Origin of the sequence: Pallidibacillus thermolactis (assembly GCF_025660415.1) — a bacterium.
Taxonomy (GTDB): Bacteria; Bacillota; Bacilli; order Bacillales; family Caldibacillaceae; genus Pallidibacillus; species Pallidibacillus thermolactis.
On sequence record NZ_JAOUSE010000050.1, the window covers coordinates 1 to 21,836 of the forward strand.

Below are 21,836 nucleotides of genomic sequence, written 5' to 3' on the forward strand. Positions count from 1 at the left end.
GACATGGAAAAGACCATGTCCAGCCTAAATAAGATAAGAATCTTAGAAAATGATGAGCAAAAAAAGACAAATCCCAACTCAAATGAAGCATTTGAGTTGGGGTTTGTCGACAGTCTGAAAGGATAGAGGAACATGAATGTTCCATCTATCCTTTTTTTATTGAGAAATTTTTTCAAATGTAAAATCCCAATGTATTTATATCGGGAATGAATAATCACAACCCTGTTCCCTGCTTTATTGGAGTAACAAAAGAAGGAGATGTAGAAAAATGTCGATGAAAAATTCAGAAAAATGTGTTGAACAAAAAGCGGAGATGTGTTATATAATAGATAACAAGAAAATGATATCTGTTTTAAAACAGGGAGGGATCCTAAGATGAATTGTCAAGCATGCAATGGAAATGGTGAAATCACTTGCACATGTAATTCTGCCCATCCACATCATTGCGATCATTGTCATGGTGAGGGGATCGTTGAATGTCCTCGATGTAATGGATCAGGAATAATAGATTAATGGTTTTCAAGACTTTGTTTGTAACGCATCATTTAGATTAACTATAAAATTTTAAAGATAACAAATAAAAGAGGTGTAGAAATGGAAAGGTTGCAAGTTCGGCTCCAGTATGAAAAGTCAGAAATATTAACAGAGGAAGCAGCACAATTTCTTGTAAGACTCCATAACAAATTTGAAAAAAGAAGAAAAGAAATTTTACGTTTGAGAGAAGAAAGGCAGAGGGAGTTTGATCGAGGGAAAACTCCAACGTTTTTAGAAGAGACAAAATCTATTCGTGAAGGAAAATGGACAATTGCACCGTTGCCAAAAGATTTACAAGATCGTCGGGTTGAAATTACTGGTCCTGCAAGTGACCCGAAAATGGTGATCAATGCGTTTAATTCTGGTGCCAAAATGTTTATGGCTGATTTTGAGGATGCCAATTCGCCTACGTACAAAAATAATATTCAAGGTCAAATTAATCTGCGAGATGCGATTCGGGGCACATTAACTTATACTGCACCATCCGGCAAATTTTATCAATTAAATAAAGAAAGGGCTGTACTCATTGTTCGTCCAAGAGGATGGCATTTGATTGAACGACATTTCATCGTGGACGGTGAACCGATCTCAGGAAGTTTATTTGACTTCGGTTTATTCTTTTTCCACAATGCAAAAACACTCATTGAAAAAGGGTCAGGTCCGTACTTCTATTTACCAAAACTAGAAAGTGCTGAGGAAGCTCGTCTCTGGAACGATGTATTTATATTTGCACAAAATGAGTTAGGGATTCCTCAGGGAACGATAAAAGCAACTGTACTAATTGAAACCATTACAGCCGCATTTGAAGCAGATGAAATTTTATATGAATTAAAAGAACATAGTGCAGGTTTAAATTGTGGGCGTTGGGATTATATTTTTAGCACAATTAAAAAGTTTAAAAATCATCAAGATTTTATATTGCCAGATCGCGCCCTTGTCACAATGGAAGTTCCATTTATGCGAGCTTATTGTTTATATGTTGTTAAAGTTTGTCATAAACGTAATGCGCCTGCAATTGGCGGCATGGCGGCGCAAATTCCTGTAAAAAACGATGAGAAAGCCAATCAAATTGCTTTTGAAAAGGTAAAGAAAGATAAAGAACGTGAAGTAAAAGATGGTTTTGATGGAAGTTGGGTAGCTCACCCAGGACTTGTTCCAACTGTGCTGAATGTATTTAACGAACATATGCCAAAATCAAACCAAATCGAGCGCAAACGAAATGATATTGAAGTAACAGCTGAACAATTGTTAGAAGTGCCAGATGGGGAAATAACCGAAGAGGGATTACGAATTAATATTAGTGTTGGTATTCAATATATTGAGGCGTGGCTAGGTGGAAGAGGTGCGGTACCGCTTTTCAATTTGATGGAGGATGCTGCAACCGCAGAAATTTCACGTGCACAGGTGTGGCAATGGATTCGTCATCCAAAGGGAGTTTTAAATGATGGAAGAAAAGTAACTCTTGAATTGGTCAATCAATTAATTGAAGAAGAGCTGGAGAAAATTAAAGTTCATATTGGGAATGAACGTTATGTCAATGGAAGATTTGAAGAAGCAACTGAGCTGTTTAGAGAATTAATTGAACAAGATGAGTTTACTGAATTTTTAACATTACCTGGCTATGAAAAATTAAATTAATTATAGATAGAAAAAGAGGGAGGAAACTACAATGACAATGTCAAAGGAAGAACAAATTAGACAATTAGAAGAACAATGGAAAGGGGAGCGTTGGAAAGGAATTACACGTCCATATTCTGCTTCTGATGTTGTAAAACTTCGTGGTTCCGTTTTGGTGGAGCATACGTTAGCAAAAAAAGGAGCAGAGAAATTATGGAAGCTTGTTAATGAGGAAGATTTTATTAATGCGCTTGGTGCATTAACTGGAAACCAAGCAGTGCAACAGGTAAAAGCAGGGTTAAAAGCGATTTATTTGAGTGGTTGGCAAGTAGCAGCTGATGCTAACCTTTCAGGTCATATGTATCCAGACCAAAGTTTATATCCAGCTAATAGTGTACCACATGTTGTTAAACGTATTAATCAAGCATTACAACGGGCTGATCAAATTGATAGCGTGGAGGGACGTGAAGGTTTTGATTGGTTCGCTCCGATTGTTGCCGATGCTGAGGCTGGATTTGGTGGAGCACTTAATGTTTTCGAATTAATGAAGCAAATGATAGAAGCGGGTGCTGCAGGTGTTCACTTCGAAGACCAATTATCATCTGAGAAAAAGTGTGGTCATTTAGGTGGTAAAGTATTACTGCCGACCCAACATGCCGTACGTAATCTAATTTCTGCCCGCCTAGCTAGTGATGTAATGGGAGTTCCTACGGTATTAATTGCAAGAACAGATGCCAATGCTGCTCAACTACTTCAAAGTGATGTAGATCCTTATGATCATCAGTTTTTAACGGGTGAGCGTTCAGCTGAAGGTTTCTATTATGTGAAAGCAGGATTAGATCAAGCGATTGCTAGAGGACTTGCTTATGCACCGTATGCTGATATGGTTTGGTGCGAGACATCTGAACCAAACTTAGAAGAAGCAAGACGGTTTGCTGAAGCCATCCATGAAAAATATCCTGGTAAACTATTAGCTTATAACTGCTCACCGTCCTTTAACTGGAAACGGAAATTAGATGACAAAACGATCGCTGATTTCCAAAAAGAACTTGGTAAAATGGGTTACAAGTTCCAATTTGTTACACTAGCAGGATTCCACACGCTCAACCATAGCATGTTTGAATTAGCTTACGATTATCGTGATCGCGGTATGGCTGCTTATGCTGATTTCCAACAAGAAGAATTTGCGAGTGAGTCTAGAGGATATACAGCGACTAGACATCAACGTGAGGTTGGAACAGGTTATTTCGATGAAGTAGCGACAATCGTATCCGGTGGAACAGCATCTACTGTTGCATTGAAAGGATCAACAGAAGAGGAACAGTTTGTATAGAATCGAAGGCCTCGTCAGTAGAGTGACGAGGCCATAAACTTTGCATAATTAGTTTTTTAGAAAAAGGCATGACTATAACTTAAACTTTTGAATTAAGTGATTCAATTTATCTGCTAGTTTAGATAATTCATTTGCACTTTCAGTAACAACTTCCATAGAACTTGTTGTTTGTTGAGATGCTGCTGATGTTTGTTCAATCCCTGCAGCAGCCTCTTCAGATATTGCAGAAATGCCTTCAATAGATTTTTGAATTTCACCGCTTTCTTCTACAATTTCTAGTAAATGTCCTGTAATTGATTTTATGTTTTTCACCGTAACATTAATTGAATCATTAATGTCAGAGAATTTCTCTTGTGTCATTTTCATTTGTACATTACCTTGTTCCACTTCTTTATAGCCGAGTTGTAAAGTAGCGGTGACATTTCCGACCTCGGTTTGAATATTTTTTACAATTGAAGTAATGTCTTTAACGGATGCAGAAACTCCTTCCGCAAGTTTTCTTACCTCTTCAGCAACAACAGCGAAACCTTTTCCGTGTTCCCCAGCCCTTGCTGCTTCAATGGCGGCATTTAATGCTAATAAATTTGTTTGTTCAGCAATTTCTTTAATGACCGACACTAATTTAGAAATTTTTTGTGACTCGATATCTAGGGCTTGTATTTTTTGAACAGATTGCTTAACTATTCCATTAATATTTTCCATTTGGTTAGCAGATAATGAGATATATTGCTTACCTTCATTCGTTATTTCATGTACTTTCATTGATGCATGTTCAATTTGTTCTCCGTTTTGGTACGCCTCCATGACTTTCGTATAAAAATTATTCATCATCGTTTCCAGTTCTTGTGTGCGAGTGGCTTGTTCTTCAGCACCACTAGCTAGTTCTTGCATCGTAGTGGAGGTTTGTTCAGATCCCATTTTTACTTCGTTTGCTGATTGTGTTAAGTTTCCGCTTTGTATAGTTACGATCTCTAAAACCGTTTTAATATTCATGAGCAAACTGCGCATTTGAAGCATCATATCGTTTGTTGCAGTAATTAATTGTCCTGTTTCATCCTTTAATCTTGTCTCAATTGGTTGGGCACTTAAGTCACCACTTGCGATTGCTTTCATTCTCTTCATTACTTTACGGATAGCTTTTGTAATATGTCTTGCCAAGAAGATTGAAATGAAAAATGAACAAACAATGACAATCAATGAAATACTAAAGCTTAGTAGCGTCATAAATTGTCCATGTTTAATAATTCCTTGTCCTTTTTTGTAAATTGACTTTTCTTGTTCTGTTGAAAGTTGTTTAAAACTGGTTGTCAACTCATCGGACAATGGTTCAACTTTTTCTGCTAATATTTCTAATGCAGTTTCACGATTTTGTGCCGAAATACGTGCAAATACATCATTAACAATTATCTCTTCCCATTCTTGGCTTAATTTTAATAAATGTTTCACTTCTTCAGAATGATCAAGTTGAAGTATTTGCTTTTCAAGTTCTTTACTTTGCCCTGTCAGTGTATTAAATTGTTTTCGATATTCAATATCATCAAATAATATATAACCTCGTACTAAAGCTAACCGTTCAGATACATTATAGGCTAATTGATTACTCACAAGAACTAGCTCTAATTCTTGATCGATAATATCTTTTGTATTTTTATTTGTTAGAAACACAGAGTATAAATAGTAGCTTGTTAGTATCAATACAAGAAAAATAACGATAAAAAATCCTAGTAATAATTTCGTTTTGATACTTTTTAAATTAAAAAATACCTTCAAGAAAAGACACCCCATATCGAGTTAGATTTGTTATTTTCTAATTTTGATATAAAACAGTAACGTATAAAATGTTTGAAGATCATGAGATTTTTACTATACTTTAATATCTATATCGGATATTAAGTGAATTTTTTCATTATTTTACAAAAAATTGTATTAATAATCAGAGCATGCAATTTTGGATTTATGAAAACAATGAAGTAAGATTTAGGTTAAAATAAATATTAAAAGAAGAAAAAGAGGTTTTTATTATGAATGAAGTCATTGTAATTGGTGCAGGGGTGCTTGGGGCGTCTACAGCTTATCACCTTGCCAGAATGGGTTCAAATGTAACGTTAGTCGATGGTAACTTTAAAGGTCAAGCTACCGATGCGGCAGCAGGTATTATTTGCCCTTGGTTATCTCAAAGACGTAATAAAACTTGGTATACACTTGCAAAGAATGGTGCAGCATATTTTAACCACCTAATTCAATTATTAGAGGAAGACGGTGAAACGGATACAGGATATAAAAAAGTTGGAGCAATAAGTATACATACCGATCCTGTAAAGTTACAAGAGATGGAAAAGCGGGCATTGAAGAGACGAGAAGATGCACCCGAAATAGGAGAGGTTTATCAATTGAATGAAGTGGAAACAGCAAAACTTTTCCCACCAATTGCTGAGGGGTACTCCTCGATTTTTGTTAGTGGTGCTGCACGAGTAAATGGAAGGGCTCTTCGCCGTGCATTAATGGGAGCATGTAAAAATCATGGAGTAAAAGTCATTACAGGAAAAGCAGATCTAATTTATGACTCAGGTACTGCAAAAGGGATAACTGTAGCTGGTGAGCGGATTTTTGCTGATTCCATTATAGTAAGTGCTGGTGCTTGGACAAATCAATTACTTTCCCCCATTGGGATTAAATTTGATTTTACATTTCAAAAGGGGCAAATTATCCATTTACAAATGGAACGGACAAATACAAATAGTTGGCCTGTTGTTATGCCACCAGGTAACAAAAGTATCCTAGCCTTTGATCATGGTGAAATTGTCATTGGCTCTACTCATGAGAAAAATACAGGTTTTGATATGCGTGTTACAGCAGGTGGGGTAGATGACATACTTGGTCAAGTTCTGGCAGTTGCTCCGGGGTTGGGAAACGCAAGTATTAAAGATATTCGAGTTGGTTTTCGTCCCTATACCCCTAACTTTTTGCCAATGTTTGGTGAAATTCCAGGATATCAACGATTGTATGTTGCGAATGGGCTAGGCGCATCTGGGTTAACTGTTGGACCATATCTCGGTTATCAGTTAGCTTGTTTCATATTAGGAAAATCATTGGAAATTGATCCATCTAATTATGATATAGTGGGTGCAATTAAGAAAAATATGAGATAGGAAGTAAGGGAGAATCTGTTGGTGGGATTGTTACTTTTGATGATTTAGTTAAATTGCATAAAAATGCTTTGGACACCCCCTCACTAATTACTCAAGTGTAGATTGAGTAATATAGTGAGGGACTTTTATTTGGCTAGCCAGAATGGAGAATTTAAAGGTGAATAATAGTATATAGGTATATTTGATCAAGTAATTTTTTACGTCTCATTTTTTCTTTTGCGGACAATATGAACAGCATAACTAATTGCAGCAATCCATAAGATAAATAGGGCGACATAAATCATGAGCGTAAGTGTTTTAGAAATAATAACAACTCCAAGTAATGTACGTACGTTAGTGATAATGATGACTCCGCCAACTAATGTACCTAATAAAATAGAAGGGATTATTTTAACAAGCCAAGCTGCAATAGGTGCAGCAAAAATACCGCCAATCATTAACGCTATAACCCATTCAAAGGCAACTTCCTGCCACCCTAGTGAAATTAAAAAGCCTAAAGAGGCGGAAAGAGCAACGGCAAATTCACTTGTATCGACGGACCCTACTACTTTACGAGGATCCATTTTATGACTTGTTAATAGTACAGGAGTTGCAATCGGTCCCCAACCCCCACCGCCAGTTGAATCCATAAATCCAGCGATAAAGCCTAACGGTGCAAGTTGTTTACTGTTTGCAGTTGTTTTCAGTTGAGTGGGCTGCTTTTTATTGATTTTAAACAAAAATTTATAAATGACGAAAAAACCTAAAGATAATAGAAAAATCGCAATATATGGTTTAATAATTTCTCCAGGCACATTACTTAAAAAAGTAGCTCCGAGAAATGCTCCAATTGAACCAGGTATAATTAATCGTTTTACAACTTGCCTATCTACATTGCCAAATTTAATATGGGATATCCCAGAAGCTGCAGTTGTTACTACTTCAGCCATATGGACGGAAGCAGAGGCAATGGCTGGTGATATACCTGATAAGAGTAATAGTGAGGTTGAAGTAACACCATAAGCCATCCCTAATGCTCCATCAACTAATTGTGCACAAAAACCTACAAAAGCTAAAATAATTAATTTTTCCACCCCGATACACTCCTTCATATAAAAGAAGAATAAATATGTGAATATTAAGTTTTCAGAACAATTCGAGTTTCTAGACTACAATATGTGAGTAACATTTATTGAGTGCATACCTAAATTATTTTTTTATATAATTTAGACTTGAAGGAATGAATTGAGGTGAATTCATTGGATTACTGACCAAAAAAATGAAAACTTTAGTATAAATTAAAAAAGGGATGACCAGAAAATCTGGAACAACCCTTGAATCTAAATATAAACATTTCAAAAGGCTTATTCTTTTTCTTGTAATACTGCTTTTAGTAAATCGCCTAAACTTGTTCCAAAAGTGTTATCTTTTTTTGTATATTTTTGGATAAGTTTCCGTTCTTCTCGTTTATTAACCAGTTTTTGCTTTTCCTCAGCTTTTTCTACAATATTACAGCGACGGCATTGGAAATAAGCACCAGCTACACCTTGATGTATTTCCATTCGCTTATGGCATTGTGGGCAACGGCGATTTGATAATTTCGGATCCTTTCTTCTTTTGTAAGAACATTCCAGATTCGAACATATTAAAATCTTACCGTCCCTCGTATTTTTCTCCTTCAAGAATGATCCACAGTCAGGACATTTTGAACCGGTCAAATTTGGTGTACGGTATGTTTTATCACTTTGTTTAATTTCAGCGACAAGAGCTTTTGTTTTTTGGCGAATTTTTTTCAAGAATACTTCTGGTTTTGCTTTTCCACGGGCAATTAATTCTAATTCCTTTTCCCATTTCGCTGTTAATTTAGGTGATTTCAACTCTTCGTTAACTAAATCTATCAACTGTTTTCCTTTTTGGGTTGAATAGAAGCGACCATGTTTCCGTTCAACAGATTCTGATGACACAAGTTTTTCAATAATTTCTGCACGGGTAGCTGGTGTACCTAAACCATATTTTTCCATTTGGCCCAGGATATCTGCCTCTGTAAGTCTTTGCGGTGGTTCAGTAAATTTTTCTACAGAATGTACCTGTTTAATTGTAAATATTTTTCCTTTCATAATTTGTTGGAATTTTTTATTGTCTATTATCTCTTCATTCAAGTGTAACACTTTTTTAAATCCGAGATCTGTAATATTCTTTGTCCTTGCAGTTAATGTTTCACCACATGCTTCCAATGTGATATGGATTGTTTCATATTTGTAAGGAGGTAAAAACATTGTTAAAAAACGGCGAACAATTAAATCATAGATTTTCTGTTCTTCGGCTGTTAAGTTTTCGAAATGTACTTTTTCTTCTGTAGGAATGATAGCATGATGATCAGTAACTTTATTATTATTAAATACTTGACGGGCGTATACTTTTCCTCTTTTCTGTAAAATTGGTTGTACTTCTTTGTTATAAGCGGAAGCAACAGCTTGTAGACGTTCTGACATTGTATCAGCCATATCTGTTGTTAAATACCGTGAATCTGTCCGAGGATAAGTAATCAGTTTATGTTCTTCGTATAACCTTTGTAAAATGGTTAACGTTTTTTTGGCAGAATAGCTAAATCTTTTATTGGCTTCCCTTTGCAATTCATTTAAGTCATAAGGTAAAGGTTGAGGCTCTGTTTTTTCTACTTTAATCATTTCTTTAACTTGTGCTTTTTGTCCATTTAATTTTTTGGCAATTTGTTCGGCTTCTTCTTTCGAGTAAATTCTTTTTTCACCGTGTTTTTCCCAAGTAGCTTCAAAAGTATTTAGTTGAGCAAGAATAGACCAAAATTTAGTTGGTACAAATTTTTGAATTTGTTTTTCCCTTTCAATAATTAAAGCAAGTGTCGGTGTTTGAACACGACCAGCAGAAAGTGGGTCTTTATATTTTGTTGTCAATGCGCGTGAAACATTGAGTCCAATTAGCCAATCAGCTTCTGCTCGACAGACGGCGGAATGATACAGATTCTCGTAGTCTTTACCAGGTCTTAAATTGTTAAAGCCGTCCCGAATTGCCCGGTCGGTTACCGATGAAATCCAAAGACGTTTTACCGGTTTCCGAAAATGTAACTTTTCTAATATCCAACGAGCAACGAGCTCTCCTTCACGACCTGCATCTGTCGCAATAATAAAATCTTTAATATCTTTACGCTTAGTTAGTTGTTCAATGCTTCTAAACTGGTGTCTCGTTTGTTTCATCACTTTTATATCCATCTTTTCCGGAATAATGGGTAACTCTTCTAAACGCCATGTTTTATATTTGGGGTTGTAATGTTCCGGCATTTTTAATTCTACTAAATGCCCAAGCGCCCAAGTAACGATATATTTTTCTCCTTCAATATATGATTTATGGTGATCCTTCAAGCCGAGTACTCTGGCAATTTCACGAGCTACACTCGGCTTTTCGGCAAGAATTAATGATTTCATTAAGATCTCCTTTCAAAATGCTTTAAAGTTTCGCTTTGAATTCTTTTTTTAGTTTGCTATATTTTATTTTACCACGATTCAAGAAAAACACTTGTTTTAAAAGTATTATTGTATTTGAAACTAGGTTATAATAAAGAAAATTACTTTGAACTACTTGATTTTAAAATAAAAATTTAATATAATTATCTCGAAATCGAGATAATGATAAGGAGTATGATAACATGACTGAAGAGGCAACGAAACTGAAAGATGAAGAGTTGTCATTAAAATTATTTATCATTCTAACGAGAGCTTTAGAGGCGATTGAAAAAAACATCGTCAAAAATATAAAAAGTTATGGGTTAAATTTAACCGAATTTGGTGTGTTAGAATTGTTATATCATAAAGGTGATCAACCGATTCAAAAAATTGGTCAAAAAATTTTACTTGCTTCAAGTAGCATTACATATGTTGTTGATAAATTAGAAGAAAAAAATTATTTAATCAGAAAAGCCTGCCCAACAGACCGTCGAGTAACTTACGCATCCATTACAGAAGAAGGTAAAACGTTGATGGACGATATTTTCCCGAAACACCGAGTAGCTATGAGTAAAATTATGGCCGGTTTAAATATAGAGGAAAAAGAAATTGTCATTGATAAGGTGAAAAAGCTTGGTCTATATGCTCAAGAACTGGAATAAGAAAGTGTTCTATACAGTTTCTAAATTGTAAAAGAAGAAAAAAATTGAATTTACTTATAATAAGAGAAGAGCATTTAACTAAGCTTTTCTCTTTTTCTTTTTACAATAAGGAAATTAGCGTCGGGCTTTTAAATCATCTATAATAGAAATGCTTTTCTAAGATTTATGTACCATTGTTCAGCTTTAAGTTAAATGTTATTTGTTTAAGAAAAACTCGCTCAGTAGTGCACATTTTTTGTGAAAATGTTAACTTAATTGAGTTGATAACAATTGATAGTAAAAATCATTATCATTATAATAGGTTGGACGAGGTTTTCGTATACTTCAAAAGAAAATACAAAAACTATTGTATAACTTAAAGATAGTATTGATTTTATGGAAGGTGATATGGTGGAGAGGAATCTAAATGATCAACAACAGGTTAGCCAAACTGAATATGTGGAAGTTTGGGAAGACCTTGTTAGTATAAAAGATTTAGTGATCTCTTTAATTATATGTGTAGTAACAACATTAGGATTATATTTTATAGCACCAAACAATGGTTCAATCCCGTTATTTTTTGGGTTGTTTGGAGCGTTATTAGGTTTTGGTATTTGTAGTTTTCTATTTAAACCAAAAAGAAATTTTATTAAAGATGAGGAAGGAAAATAATGGATCCAAGTTTACTTATACAAATGATTATTGCTGCAATAATAGGAACTATCCTTTACACAATCATTGGTATAGTACCAGGTACTGATGAAACAGCGGTCATTGCACCGGTAACTATGGCTGTCGTATTAGCCGGTGTGTCTCCGATTGTTGTTCTTACCTTTTACTTATCAGCCATTATCGCTCATAAGTTGTCGGATTCTGTGCCAGTTGCAGTTGCTGGGATCCCTGGGGGTGTCATGGCGACACCAATGGTGGAACATGCCATGGTATTAAAAAAATATGGTCAGTCTGAAACGAGTATTCGAAAAATGATTTCGGGATCAGTAATAGGTACGTTTGTATCTGTTCCAATCAGCTTACTTTTAGCTGGTGCTTTAACTCCTTTTGCCGACTGGTTCAGTAATTATGCCAACCAAATTTTATTTACAGGTGCCATTATTTTAGCCATATTATCAAAAAATCGTTGGTTAGCCTTGCTAATTATTGTACCCTTTGCTTTATTAATTCAAGGTTTACGTCAATTATATTGGGCTTTAGATGTTGTTCCTGAAAATAAGACTGTATTTACCTCATTCTTTTTAGGAATTACGATTGGTCCTGTAATTGTTACGTTAATAGAATTATTAAATAAAGATAAACGCAAAGAAATGGTGCGTACGAATAAAAAGAATATAAAATTATCAAAGACAAACCAACAAAAAGGCTTACCGAACCCGTTTAAAATTTTAACTGTTAAAGAAGTTGTGATGAGTTCTATTTCATCTGTTATTGGCTGTATCACGTTCTTATTTAGTGCTGTAGGTATTACAACGTTAGTAGGTGAGTTAATGTCAAAAAGTGAAAAGGACCCGGTGAAACGCTCATCACTAGCTATTGCCAATATGGAATCATTGGCCAACTCGACCTATATTGCCGGTACTTTAATTCCATTAGTCGCATTAGGCATACCATTATCATCGGTAGCGTTAGGACCCGGACAAGCTTTATTTAATGCGCCACCTGTTTTTACAAAAGAACATAATATCCACCATATCTTATCCTTATCGGATTTTGTATTGGCTGTTGTAATTGGTATTGGAATTTCATTAATGATTACTTATGTTTTAATTGTGAAATATGCGAATGAAATTTGTACATTTGTTTTTAAATGGATTCCCCATGAAGCTATTTTAGGACTATTTTTGGGTCTCGTCATTTTACTAGCATTTATTGATGCTGGTTGGTTGAATATTGCCGGTGTACTACTCGTTGGATTAGTATCGGGTACATTACATCGATGGGGAGTTAATTTTGGTGTTCAATTTATGATTTTATATTGTGCACCTTGGTTAGTATCTGTTATAGCAGGTTAAAATATTTTTTTAGGTTATAGAAAGTGAGGAATCCCTTTGTTCTCTTCACGAAATCGAGCAATCGGTAAAGCTCATAGCAAATTAATATTAATTGGAGAACATGCTGTTGTTTATGGACACCCAGCGATTGCCCTTCCTTTTCCAACGCTTACAGTTACATGTGCTATTGAAGAGGCTGATTCTGGCATTCATCTGGATAGCAAGCTTTATTCCGGTCCGATTGATCAAATTCCAAAACGGTTAAAAGGGCTTGCAATATGTATTCACAAGACGATACAAGAAATAGGTAAACATCATAACGGCCTATTATTAAAAATTGAATCTATGATTCCGATTGGACGTGGATTGGGTTCGAGTGCAGCAATAGCCGTAGCTATTGTAAGAAGTTTATTTCAATATTTCAATTGTGAGTTGTCAGATGAAAAATTAAGGGAATTGGTCAATATTGCTGAAATTTATGCCCATGGAAATCCGAGTGGAATCGATATGGAGTCGGTTTGTTGTGACGAACCGATTTGGTTCGAAAGAGGAAAAGGAATTGCTTCTGTTGCGATTCGCTCCTCCTTTTATTTAGTTGTGGCTGATACTGGTCGTGCTGGCGATACTCGTTCAGCAGTGGGAAGTATCAAACATAAATTAGATAAAAGTCCAATACAAACGAAACAATCGATTGATCGAATTGGCCAATATACGCTCGATGCTCGAAATGCCCTCATACAAGGGAATCTTGTTCAATTAGGTTTACTTTTAAATTTAGCTCAGACGGAACTGGAGAAATTGGGAGTAAGTGACCACGGTATTAACCATCTTGTCAATATCGCAAGAAATGCGGGGGCTTTAGGTGCAAAACTAACCGGCGGCGGCCGAGGGGGATGTATTATCGCATTGGCAGAAAATTGTGTTCAAGCAAGAGAAATTAGTGAACAGTTAAATCAAAATGGTGCAAAGCGCACCTGGTCCTTTAAAGTAGAAGAAACACAACAATTTCAGTCAATTACTTCTTAAAAACGGAGTGTGTTATATTGAAAGCAACGGCAAAGGCACATACAAATATAGCCTTAATTAAATATTGGGGAAAAAGAAATGAAGAACTTATTTTACCAACAAATAGTAGTTTATCAATTACATTGGATCTTTTTTATACGGAAACTACGGTTGAATTTGATGAAAGATTGACAACAGATATCTTCTATTTAAATGGTGAGGAAAAGGGTACAGATGAAACAGCAAAAGTTTCTAGATTTCTAAACCATGTACGTAAGCTTACCGGTGATACAAGATTTGCAATTGTTTCTTCTCAGAATCATGTTCCGACTGCGGCCGGCTTCGCATCTTCAGCTTCCGGATATGCGGCGTTAGCTGCAGCATCATCGAAAGCGTTGGGATTAGAGTTAGACGGTAAAGAGTTATCAAAGCTTGCTAGACGAGGCTCTGGATCAGCTTGTCGTTCAATATACGGTGGGTTTGTTGAATGGAAAAAAGGAGTAAAAGAAGATGGTAGTGATTCCTATGCAGTACCGATCTTAGATCAGAAAGCGTGGAATTTATCGATTTTATCGGTTATGATTGAATCCAAACAAAAGAAAATATTAAGCCGTGAAGGAATGAAGCGGACCGTCCAAACTTCTCCGTTTTACGATGGCTGGTTAAAGGCAACAGAACAAGAATTACGAATCGCCAAGAAAGCGATTGAAAAAAGAGACTTTGAAATGCTAGGTGAGACGTTGGAAAAAAATGCATTTAAAATGCATGCAACGACCTTAGGGGCCGACCCGCCATTTTTCTATTGGCAACCGGCCACATTGGAAATTATTGATTGTGTTCAACATCTACGTTCCCAAGGTTTGCTTGCCTATGTGACGATAGATGCGGGACCAAATGTAAAGGTTATTTGTCAACCTGATGATGAACGAAAAGTGTTTCAGACATTAAATGAGATTGACTCGGTCAAAGAAATTTTTGTCTGTCATCCAGGACCGGGTATAAGTTACTTATAGTGTTCAGTAAAAGTCTTTTTGCCTACTTTCGGTATATTAAAGGAATGATGACAATATGAAGGACCAGGTCCTTAAAATTAAAGTACCAGGAAAATTATTTATAGCTGGCGAGTATGCCATTCTAGAACAAGGGCACTCTGCTGTTGTCATTGCTGTCGATCGTTATATGATAGGGGAAATTTCCTCTAGCGATTATAATGAATTACACTTACCCCAAATAGGCTTAAATAATATAAAATGGCAAGTTAAGGGGAAAAAAATTCTTTTTAATATAGAAGATAGCAAATTATCTTTTGTAAAAAATGCCTTGTATACCGTCATTCGTTTTTTCAAAGAAAAAGGAATAGCGTTACGTCCTTTTTCTCTAACAGTAGAAAGTGAATTAGACGATGGTGAGGGTAAAAAATATGGTTTAGGTTCAAGTGCTGCCATAGTTGTAACAGTTGTAACGGCAATGCTTCACTTTTTTCAAGATAAAAAAATTCAACCAACTGAAGAACTAATTTATAAGTTGTCAGCAATTGCTCATTATTATACACAAGGTAATGGTTCTTGTGCGGACATCGCGGCATCCACTTTTGGTGGTTGGCTTAAATATACGATGTTTGATCATTCATGGTTAGATCATGAAATAAACGCGGGGACAAATTTAATAAAGTTAGTTGATCAAAAATGGCCTTTGTTAGAAATTAAACGAATACACCCCCCTCAGGATTTATATCTTGTTGTAGGATGGACAGGGAAATCCGTTTCAACAGTACCAATGGTTCGAAGTATTCAGGCATTACGAACAAATCATTTTGAAGTTTATCAAGAGTTTCTTAGTCAAAGTAAATATGCTGTATCCCGTTTAATTGAAAGTTTTTACGAAAATAATTCTTTAAGAGCAGTAGAAAGTTTAACAGATAATCGTCATGCGTTAATGCACTTAGGTGAACTTGCCACCGTTGATATAGAAACACCTGAACTTAAAAAATTAATTTCGATTGCCAACCGTTATGGTAGTGGAAAGTCATCCGGTGCTGGTGGTGGAGATTGTGGTATTGCTTTTGTCATAAATAAGGAACATGTTGCAAAATTAGAAAAGGATTGGCAACAAGCTAACATAGAACCTTTAAAACTAAATGTTTCTTTAACAGGTGCATCGGTTAAAACGATAACGAAGAACCATCATTAAGCTTCTTATGAGTAGAGAGACTATTGTTTCAAAAGAAGGTGTCCAACATGTCGGATTCAATTCATAAAAGAAAATCGGAACATATTAAAATTGTTTTAAATGAAAAAGTAACAGGAGATCAAATAACAACTGGATTTGAACGGGTGCGACTTATTCATAATGCCCTACCAGAAATTGATTTTAAAGATATAAAGACAAATACAAATTTCTTTGGCTTTGAACAGAAAACCCCATTCCTGATTAGTTCAATGACAGGTGGGGCAGAGATGGCTGAGAGCATTAATCGAAACCTTGCTATAGCGGCAGAAGAAAAGGGATGGTTGTTGGCTCTTGGTTCAACCCGTGCCTTAATCGAAAGTGATGAACATCATGCATCCTTTCAAGTTCGAAAATACGCACCAACTACACCGATCATAGCCAATCTTGGTGCCGTTCAATTTAATTATGGTTTTGGTGTTGATGAATGTAAACGAATCCTAGAAATAACAGAAGCTAATATGCTTGTTCTTCATTTAAACAGTATCCAGGAAATTATTCAGACAGAAGGAAATACGAATTTTAACTCTCTATTAAGTAAAATTGAACAAGTATGCCGTGAATTAAAAGTTCCAGTCGGAGTAAAGGAAGTTGGCTGGGGGATTGATGGTGAAACAGCGAAAAGACTAACCGATGTGGGTATATCCTTTATCGATGTAGCAGGTGCAGGAGGAACATCTTGGAGCCAAGTTGAAAAGTTCCGTTCAAAAGATAAGATAAAGAAAATGGCAGCAGAAAGTTTTGTGGATTGGGGAAATCCAACAGTAGATTGTATTGTCTCGGTTAGGGAAAAATTACCAAATCAACTGGTTATTGCTAGTGGTGGTATACATAATGGTGTACAGGCTGCTAAAGCCCTAGCTCTAGGTGCAAACTTTGTTGGTTTTGGTCGTTCTATTTTAAAAGAAGCGACAGAAACTCCTGAGTCTGTTATGGAAGTTATGGAAATACGTGAGTTGGAGTTAAAAATGGCGATGTTTGGAATCGGTGTGAAGACGATTAATGAATTAAACGAAACCAATCGGGTAAAATTACTATAATTAACTTTTTCGAGAAATATTAGTAATTAGCGTATTTTATTTAATTTAAGTTCCCGTTATAAACCTAATGATATTATTCCTTGAATTTTAACAAATGATTTCCTATAATGGATTCAACTAAAAACAGAAAACATTAAAATTTAAAAACAATGATAGGGGAAAGTATGATTCGATTATTTTTAAAAGAGAGCTCCGTCTGGTGGGAAGGAGTAAAAATACGGATCGGAAAATGTCCCTTGAGTTTCGTGCTGAACGTACAGATAATCCACAAGTAGGCTTCGACGAGTTGATGTTCGTTATAAACATCACAGTATAAAGAAGGACAGTTGCTTGGTGAATCGAGCATATTTACTCCAACTGACAGCAATTGTTATATTTATACTGATAGAGGCTATATGTGTGAGCGTATAGTAAAAATAAGGTGGTACCACGTGCAAACAAACCACGTCCTTATCAAAATGATAAAGACGTGGTTTTTTGTTTAGAAAGTTTATGAATGTTTCTATCATAAAAATGCATATTGTAAGGTCAGAGGAGGTACCAGAATGAATCGACCATTAGTTTTTCAGACAGATTTTGGCAGAAATGATGGTGCGGTAAGTGCAATGTATGGGGTAGCATTATCGGTTAATCCCGCTCTTCACATATATGATTTAACCCATGATATACCGCAGTTCAGCATCTGGGATGCATCTTATCGGTTATACCAAACAATACGATATTGGCCAGAAGAAACAATCTTTGTTTCGGTTGTTGATCCTGGAGTAGGCACGGATCGAAAAAGCATTGTCATAAAGACAAATTTAAATCATCTTGTCATAACACCTGATAATGGAACCATTACTCATATATTAAATGAAATTGGCATTAAGAAAGCTTGGATTATCGATGAGGAAAAGAATCGACTTCCTCATTCTGGGGTATCTTATACTTTTCATGGAAGAGATATTTTTGCTTATACAGGAGCAAGAATCGCTGCAGGTATTATAAAACCTGAAGATGTAGGTGTTGAAATCCAAATTGACCAACTAGTTCAATTATCGATACCTGAAGTCCTACAAGTGAATGGGTCAATTATTGGTAATATTGACATTTTAGACATTCGTTTTGGTAATCTATGGACAAATATTGATTATCAATTGCTTAAAGGTTTGAATGTGGAATTTGGAGATCCATTTGAAGTTACGATAGAAAACGATGCGCAAAAAGTTTATAAAAGTAAAATGAACTTTGTACGAACCTTTGCAGAAACACGATTAGGTGATCCGTTATTATTTGTCAATTCATTGGATAAAATTGGTGTGGCTATAAACCAAGGCTCCTTTGCGAATACATATGGAATTAAGTCGGGAGCAAAATGGAAAATTTGCTTGCAGTTACTGAAATATGATTCATGAAATTAAAATTAAAAACCTTTGGCCAAATAATGGAATAAGATTTTATCCCTCTATTGGATATTGGACCAATTGGATGTACTAAGAACAAGTATATGATAGAGGCGTTTTCATGAACAGTATGAAGTAGAAACGCAGAGATAATGACCAATAGAGGGATTTAAAGACTTAACGAAGTGAAAAAACAAGAAAGAAGGTGTGAAAAAATAAATCAGGGATTGCGGTTTTCTTTTATTAAAGACAAGTTAAGTATCATATATGTTGAATCTAGCTAGTAATAAAATAGTACTCCTGTTTTTAATCATTTTTAATTTCTTATCTTAGACGATATAAGCTCGTTAAACAATGTTAAAAAGTTAACAATTCTAAAAGCTATAGTTTCATGAAAAAGGAACGATTTAACCCTAAATTATTAATTATTATATTTGATCAATTAATCAAACGTTTGATTTAAAACCATAACCTAAGCGATATTTGCTTCCAGTCATCCTAATAAACATGTATTACAAATTTATAGAAATATTGGTAAAAACTAACTAGGTGAAATAAATCAACATAATAAACATTACAATGGATATATTCTAAAACAAAATTTAGACTTCAATCAAACTAAATCATAAAAGCCGTCTAATTGCGAGTTTTTATGTAACTTTAGTAGAGAAAATATTGAACAATGTTATAATATACATGAACAAATTGTTAACTTTTTAATTTTGGTGTAAATTTTTATTTTGACGGGGGTTAAAAAAGGTGAAAAGAAAATACGCCGATGATTCTTTGGCTTTACATACCGATCTATATGAAATAAATATGGTACAGTCTTACTGGCAGGATGGAATACATAATAAACGGGCAGTGTTTGACGTATATTTCCGTGATATGCCTTTCGGTAACGGCTACGCTATTTTTGCGGGACTAGAAAAAATCATAGATTATATACAAAATTTTAAGTTTACAGATGATGATCTCGCGTACTTACGAGAACTTGGCTATCAGGATGATTTTATTGAATACTTAAAAACCCTCCGTTTTACTGGTAATATCCGTTCTGTTGTTGAAGGTGAAATTGTTTTTAATCATGAACCATTAATACGAGTTGAAGCAACACTGGCTGAAGCACAATTAATTGAAACCGCTTTATTGAACATTGTGAATTATCAAACATTAATAGCTACAAAAGCTTCTCGAATTAAGCAAGTGGTTGGTAATGAACCGATAGCTGAATTTGGAGCAAGACGTGCTCAAGAAATGGATGCGGCAATTTGGGGGGCAAGAGCAGCTGTCATCGGAGGTTGTGGTTCAACATCAAACGTTCGTGCTGGAAAACTCTTTGGCATTCCTGTATCTGGTACGATGGCACATGCTATGATTCAAGTGTACCATGATGAATATGAAGCATTTCGTAAATATGCTACTGTCCATAAAGATTGCATATTTTTAGTCGATACTTATGATACGTTAAAATCCGGTGTTCCAAATGCTATTCGTGTAGCCAAGGAATTAGGAGATCAAATTAACTTTATCGGTATACGTATTGATAGTGGTGATCTGACGTATTTATCAAAAGCTGCACGGAAAATGTTGGATGATGCTGGATTTCCAGATGCCAAAATCTTTGCGTCGAATGATCTAGATGAACTAACAATACTAAATTTAAAATCGCAAGGCGCACAAATTGATAGCTGGGGTGTAGGTACAAAATTAATAACTGCTTATGATCAGCCTGCTTTAGGCGCCGTTTATAAATTGGTGGCAATTGAAGAAAATGGGCAGTTAGTCGATACCATTAAAATAAGCGGAAATCCAGAAAAAGTAACTACACCTGGTCTAAAACGGATATATCGTATTATTAATAAACATAGTTGGAAATCGGAAGGAGATTATATTGCCCTAGATTGGGAAAATCCACAAGAAGAAGAACCGTTAAAAATGTTCCATCCCGTTCATACTTTTATTAGTAAATATGTAACAAACTTTGAAGCTAAAGAATTACATCAGAATATTTTCATTAATGGGGAATTAGTTTATGAACTCCCAGAGATCCAGGAAATCAAAAAATATGTTGATGAAAATCTTAATCTATTGTGGGATGAGTATAAGCGAATATTAAATCCCGAACAGTATCCAGTTGATTTAAGTCAAGCATGTTGGGATAATAAAATGGCAAATATTGAAAAAGTACGACAACAAGTAGCATCTCTAAAAAGTTAATAAGGTAGTATAGAAGAGTGGGGATTGAACATCCTCACTCTTTCATTTTTGATTATTTACGTATAAATAATGGTTTCCAGTAATTTCTACTAGGTTCATCTCTGGCATAATCTAATCCAATCCCATTGAAATTCCTACTTAAAATATTCGCACTATGCCTATTCATCCAAGAATGGACGCCTGAATTGCGGAGTAGTTTGATCCATTGCAATATTCTCCCCAACAGCTGCTTAGTGTATTCTATAATTTTGAAACATAGTAAATATGCTTCCAGATTATGTAAAAAATAGTTTCGATCTTTCATGAAGATACGTTTATGTTTGGCGACTCTGGAGAGTTCCCAATTATATTTGAGAGGCTTTCACTTATGCTTTGCACGTTCTTGGTTCATAATTTTATTTTAACAACTTGTGCTTCAAAGTTCTTTTCTGAAATGTCTGGTATCGAATTTATTGTTTGGATAAATAAAAAAAGGATTTTGGATATGTGGGTTGACTCGTATTATCTCCTTTAATCTTACTTGGTGCCTTGTTGCGATTTTACACATATTGTCTCTAGGTTTTACAATATATGTTGTTGGTGCGTAAGTTATAGTAGGGACTACAAAGTAAGGAATAAAATTAATGTTTCACAATTTTCCTCTCTTTTTCTCCCCTTCATCTGCCCATTTATTTTCCGTATAGCATGGTAAAAAGAGAATATATTGGGAACAAAAGGGGATTCCTATTAATTTATATAAAATAAAAATAATTTAAAATATTTTAATAAAAATCTTCCTTTTATTAAGGTAGTCAGGTATAATGTAAATATGAACATTATGTGAACGTCTTATGAATATTTTTTGAACAATTGAAATAAATTTAAGGTAAGGGAGGCGTTCTAATGGGAAAATTTCTAGCGTATTATTGTCTCGGGGCTGGTCTATATTGTTTAGTTGCTATTTTTTTCGGGTTAATGTCTGGTCAAGTTTTAAGTACAGCGTTTTTATTGTTTTTAGGAATTGTAAACCTGGTTCTATTCTACTTTGTTAATAAAGCAGAACAAACAAAAAAAAGACGGCCGAAACTACGTTTAATTAAAACATAATATTGAAGTTGAACAAGAGGCTGTCCAAAAAGTGAGTAATTTTCACTTTTTGGCAGCCTCTTTCTATTAAATCGGTGCATATAAACACAAAAAAATCGCCCTTTCTAGTAGAATGTAAGTGACCAAACAAACATTTTAG

17 protein-coding genes and 1 other annotated feature are annotated in these 21,836 nt (G+C 35.0%); of the genes, 14 read left to right on the forward strand and 3 right to left on the reverse strand.

Annotated elements, in window-relative coordinates; all coding sequences use genetic code 11:
- Positions 1-375: 375 nt before the first annotated feature.
- The 3 genes from OEV82_RS13010 (at position 376) to aceA (ending at position 3,484) form a co-directional block, all read left to right on the forward strand.
- The gene (locus tag OEV82_RS13010) at positions 376-513 is read left to right on the forward strand and encodes a hypothetical protein (RefSeq protein WP_173659683.1); all 138 of its coding nucleotides are present in this window, start codon (positions 376-378) and stop codon (positions 511-513) included.
- 81 nt (positions 514-594) lie between these two features.
- Entirely contained in the window at positions 595-2,172 is a 1,578-nt protein-coding gene (gene aceB, locus OEV82_RS13015) for a malate synthase A (RefSeq protein ID WP_263062136.1), read from the forward strand.
- A gap of 37 nt (positions 2,173-2,209) precedes the next feature.
- Positions 2,210-3,484, forward strand: a complete 1,275-nt coding sequence (gene aceA / locus OEV82_RS13020) for an isocitrate lyase (protein ID WP_263062149.1) — start codon at positions 2,210-2,212, stop codon at positions 3,482-3,484.
- 72 nt (positions 3,485-3,556) lie between these two features.
- Here the strand turns inward: aceA and OEV82_RS13025 are convergent, their stop codons facing one another.
- On the reverse strand, positions 3,557-5,254 hold the full coding sequence (locus OEV82_RS13025; RefSeq protein WP_263062137.1) for a methyl-accepting chemotaxis protein: 1,698 nt from the start codon (positions 5,252-5,254) through the stop codon (positions 3,557-3,559).
- Positions 5,255-5,505: 251 nt separating this feature from the next.
- Here OEV82_RS13025 and OEV82_RS13030 point away from each other — a divergent pair, with 251 nt between their 5' ends.
- On the forward strand, positions 5,506-6,633 hold the full coding sequence (locus OEV82_RS13030; protein ID WP_263062138.1) for an NAD(P)/FAD-dependent oxidoreductase: 1,128 nt from the start codon (positions 5,506-5,508) through the stop codon (positions 6,631-6,633).
- A gap of 197 nt (positions 6,634-6,830) precedes the next feature.
- Here OEV82_RS13030 and OEV82_RS13035 read toward each other — a convergent pair whose 3' ends face one another.
- Positions 6,831-7,706 carry a sulfite exporter TauE/SafE family protein gene (locus OEV82_RS13035; RefSeq protein WP_263062139.1) on the reverse strand — a complete coding sequence of 292 codons (876 nt, stop codon included), beginning with the start codon at positions 7,704-7,706 and terminating at the stop codon, positions 6,831-6,833.
- A gap of 270 nt (positions 7,707-7,976) precedes the next feature.
- Positions 7,977-10,070 carry a DNA topoisomerase III gene (locus OEV82_RS13040; RefSeq protein ID WP_263062140.1) on the reverse strand — a complete coding sequence of 698 codons (2,094 nt, stop codon included), beginning with the start codon at positions 10,068-10,070 and terminating at the stop codon, positions 7,977-7,979.
- A gap of 221 nt (positions 10,071-10,291) precedes the next feature.
- Between OEV82_RS13040 and OEV82_RS13045 the strand changes: the two genes are divergently transcribed.
- The 10 genes from OEV82_RS13045 (at position 10,292) to OEV82_RS13090 (ending at position 21,697) form a co-directional block, all read left to right on the forward strand.
- Entirely contained in the window at positions 10,292-10,750 is a 459-nt protein-coding gene (locus tag OEV82_RS13045) for a MarR family winged helix-turn-helix transcriptional regulator (RefSeq protein WP_173661779.1), read from the forward strand.
- 390 nt (positions 10,751-11,140) lie between these two features.
- Positions 11,141-11,401 carry a hypothetical protein gene (locus OEV82_RS13050; protein ID WP_263062141.1) on the forward strand — a complete coding sequence of 87 codons (261 nt, stop codon included), beginning with the start codon at positions 11,141-11,143 and terminating at the stop codon, positions 11,399-11,401.
- Positions 11,401-12,756, forward strand: a complete 1,356-nt coding sequence (locus tag OEV82_RS13055; RefSeq protein ID WP_173661775.1) for a tripartite tricarboxylate transporter permease — start codon at positions 11,401-11,403, stop codon at positions 12,754-12,756. The genes OEV82_RS13050 and OEV82_RS13055 overlap by 1 nt, the downstream gene beginning before the upstream one ends.
- A 36-nt stretch (positions 12,757-12,792) precedes the next feature.
- On the forward strand, positions 12,793-13,761 hold the full coding sequence (gene mvk / locus OEV82_RS13060) for a mevalonate kinase (protein WP_263062142.1): 969 nt from the start codon (positions 12,793-12,795) through the stop codon (positions 13,759-13,761).
- A 17-nt stretch (positions 13,762-13,778) separates the two neighbouring features.
- Entirely contained in the window at positions 13,779-14,753 is a 975-nt protein-coding gene (mvaD, locus tag OEV82_RS13065; RefSeq protein ID WP_263062143.1) for a diphosphomevalonate decarboxylase, read from the forward strand.
- A gap of 55 nt (positions 14,754-14,808) precedes the next feature.
- A complete protein-coding gene (locus OEV82_RS13070; protein ID WP_263062144.1) occupies positions 14,809-15,930 on the forward strand; it encodes a phosphomevalonate kinase in 1,122 nt (373 codons plus the stop codon).
- 47 nt (positions 15,931-15,977) lie between these two features.
- Positions 15,978-17,006, forward strand: a complete 1,029-nt coding sequence (fni, locus tag OEV82_RS13075; RefSeq protein WP_263062145.1) for a type 2 isopentenyl-diphosphate Delta-isomerase — start codon at positions 15,978-15,980, stop codon at positions 17,004-17,006.
- Between the two features lie 140 nt (positions 17,007-17,146).
- Positions 17,147-17,461 (forward strand) — a binding site (T-box leader).
- 90 nt (positions 17,462-17,551) lie between these two features.
- A complete protein-coding gene (locus OEV82_RS13080; protein WP_263062146.1) occupies positions 17,552-18,403 on the forward strand; it encodes an SAM hydrolase/SAM-dependent halogenase family protein in 852 nt (283 codons plus the stop codon).
- A 747-nt stretch (positions 18,404-19,150) separates the two neighbouring features.
- Positions 19,151-20,611 (forward strand): nicotinate phosphoribosyltransferase, encoded by a 1,461-nt coding sequence (locus OEV82_RS13085; RefSeq protein ID WP_263062147.1) that lies wholly within the window; start codon positions 19,151-19,153, stop codon positions 20,609-20,611.
- 882 nt (positions 20,612-21,493) lie between these two features.
- On the forward strand, positions 21,494-21,697 hold the full coding sequence (locus OEV82_RS13090) for a hypothetical protein (protein WP_263062148.1): 204 nt from the start codon (positions 21,494-21,496) through the stop codon (positions 21,695-21,697).
- The last annotated feature ends 139 nt before the right edge of the window (positions 21,698-21,836 follow it).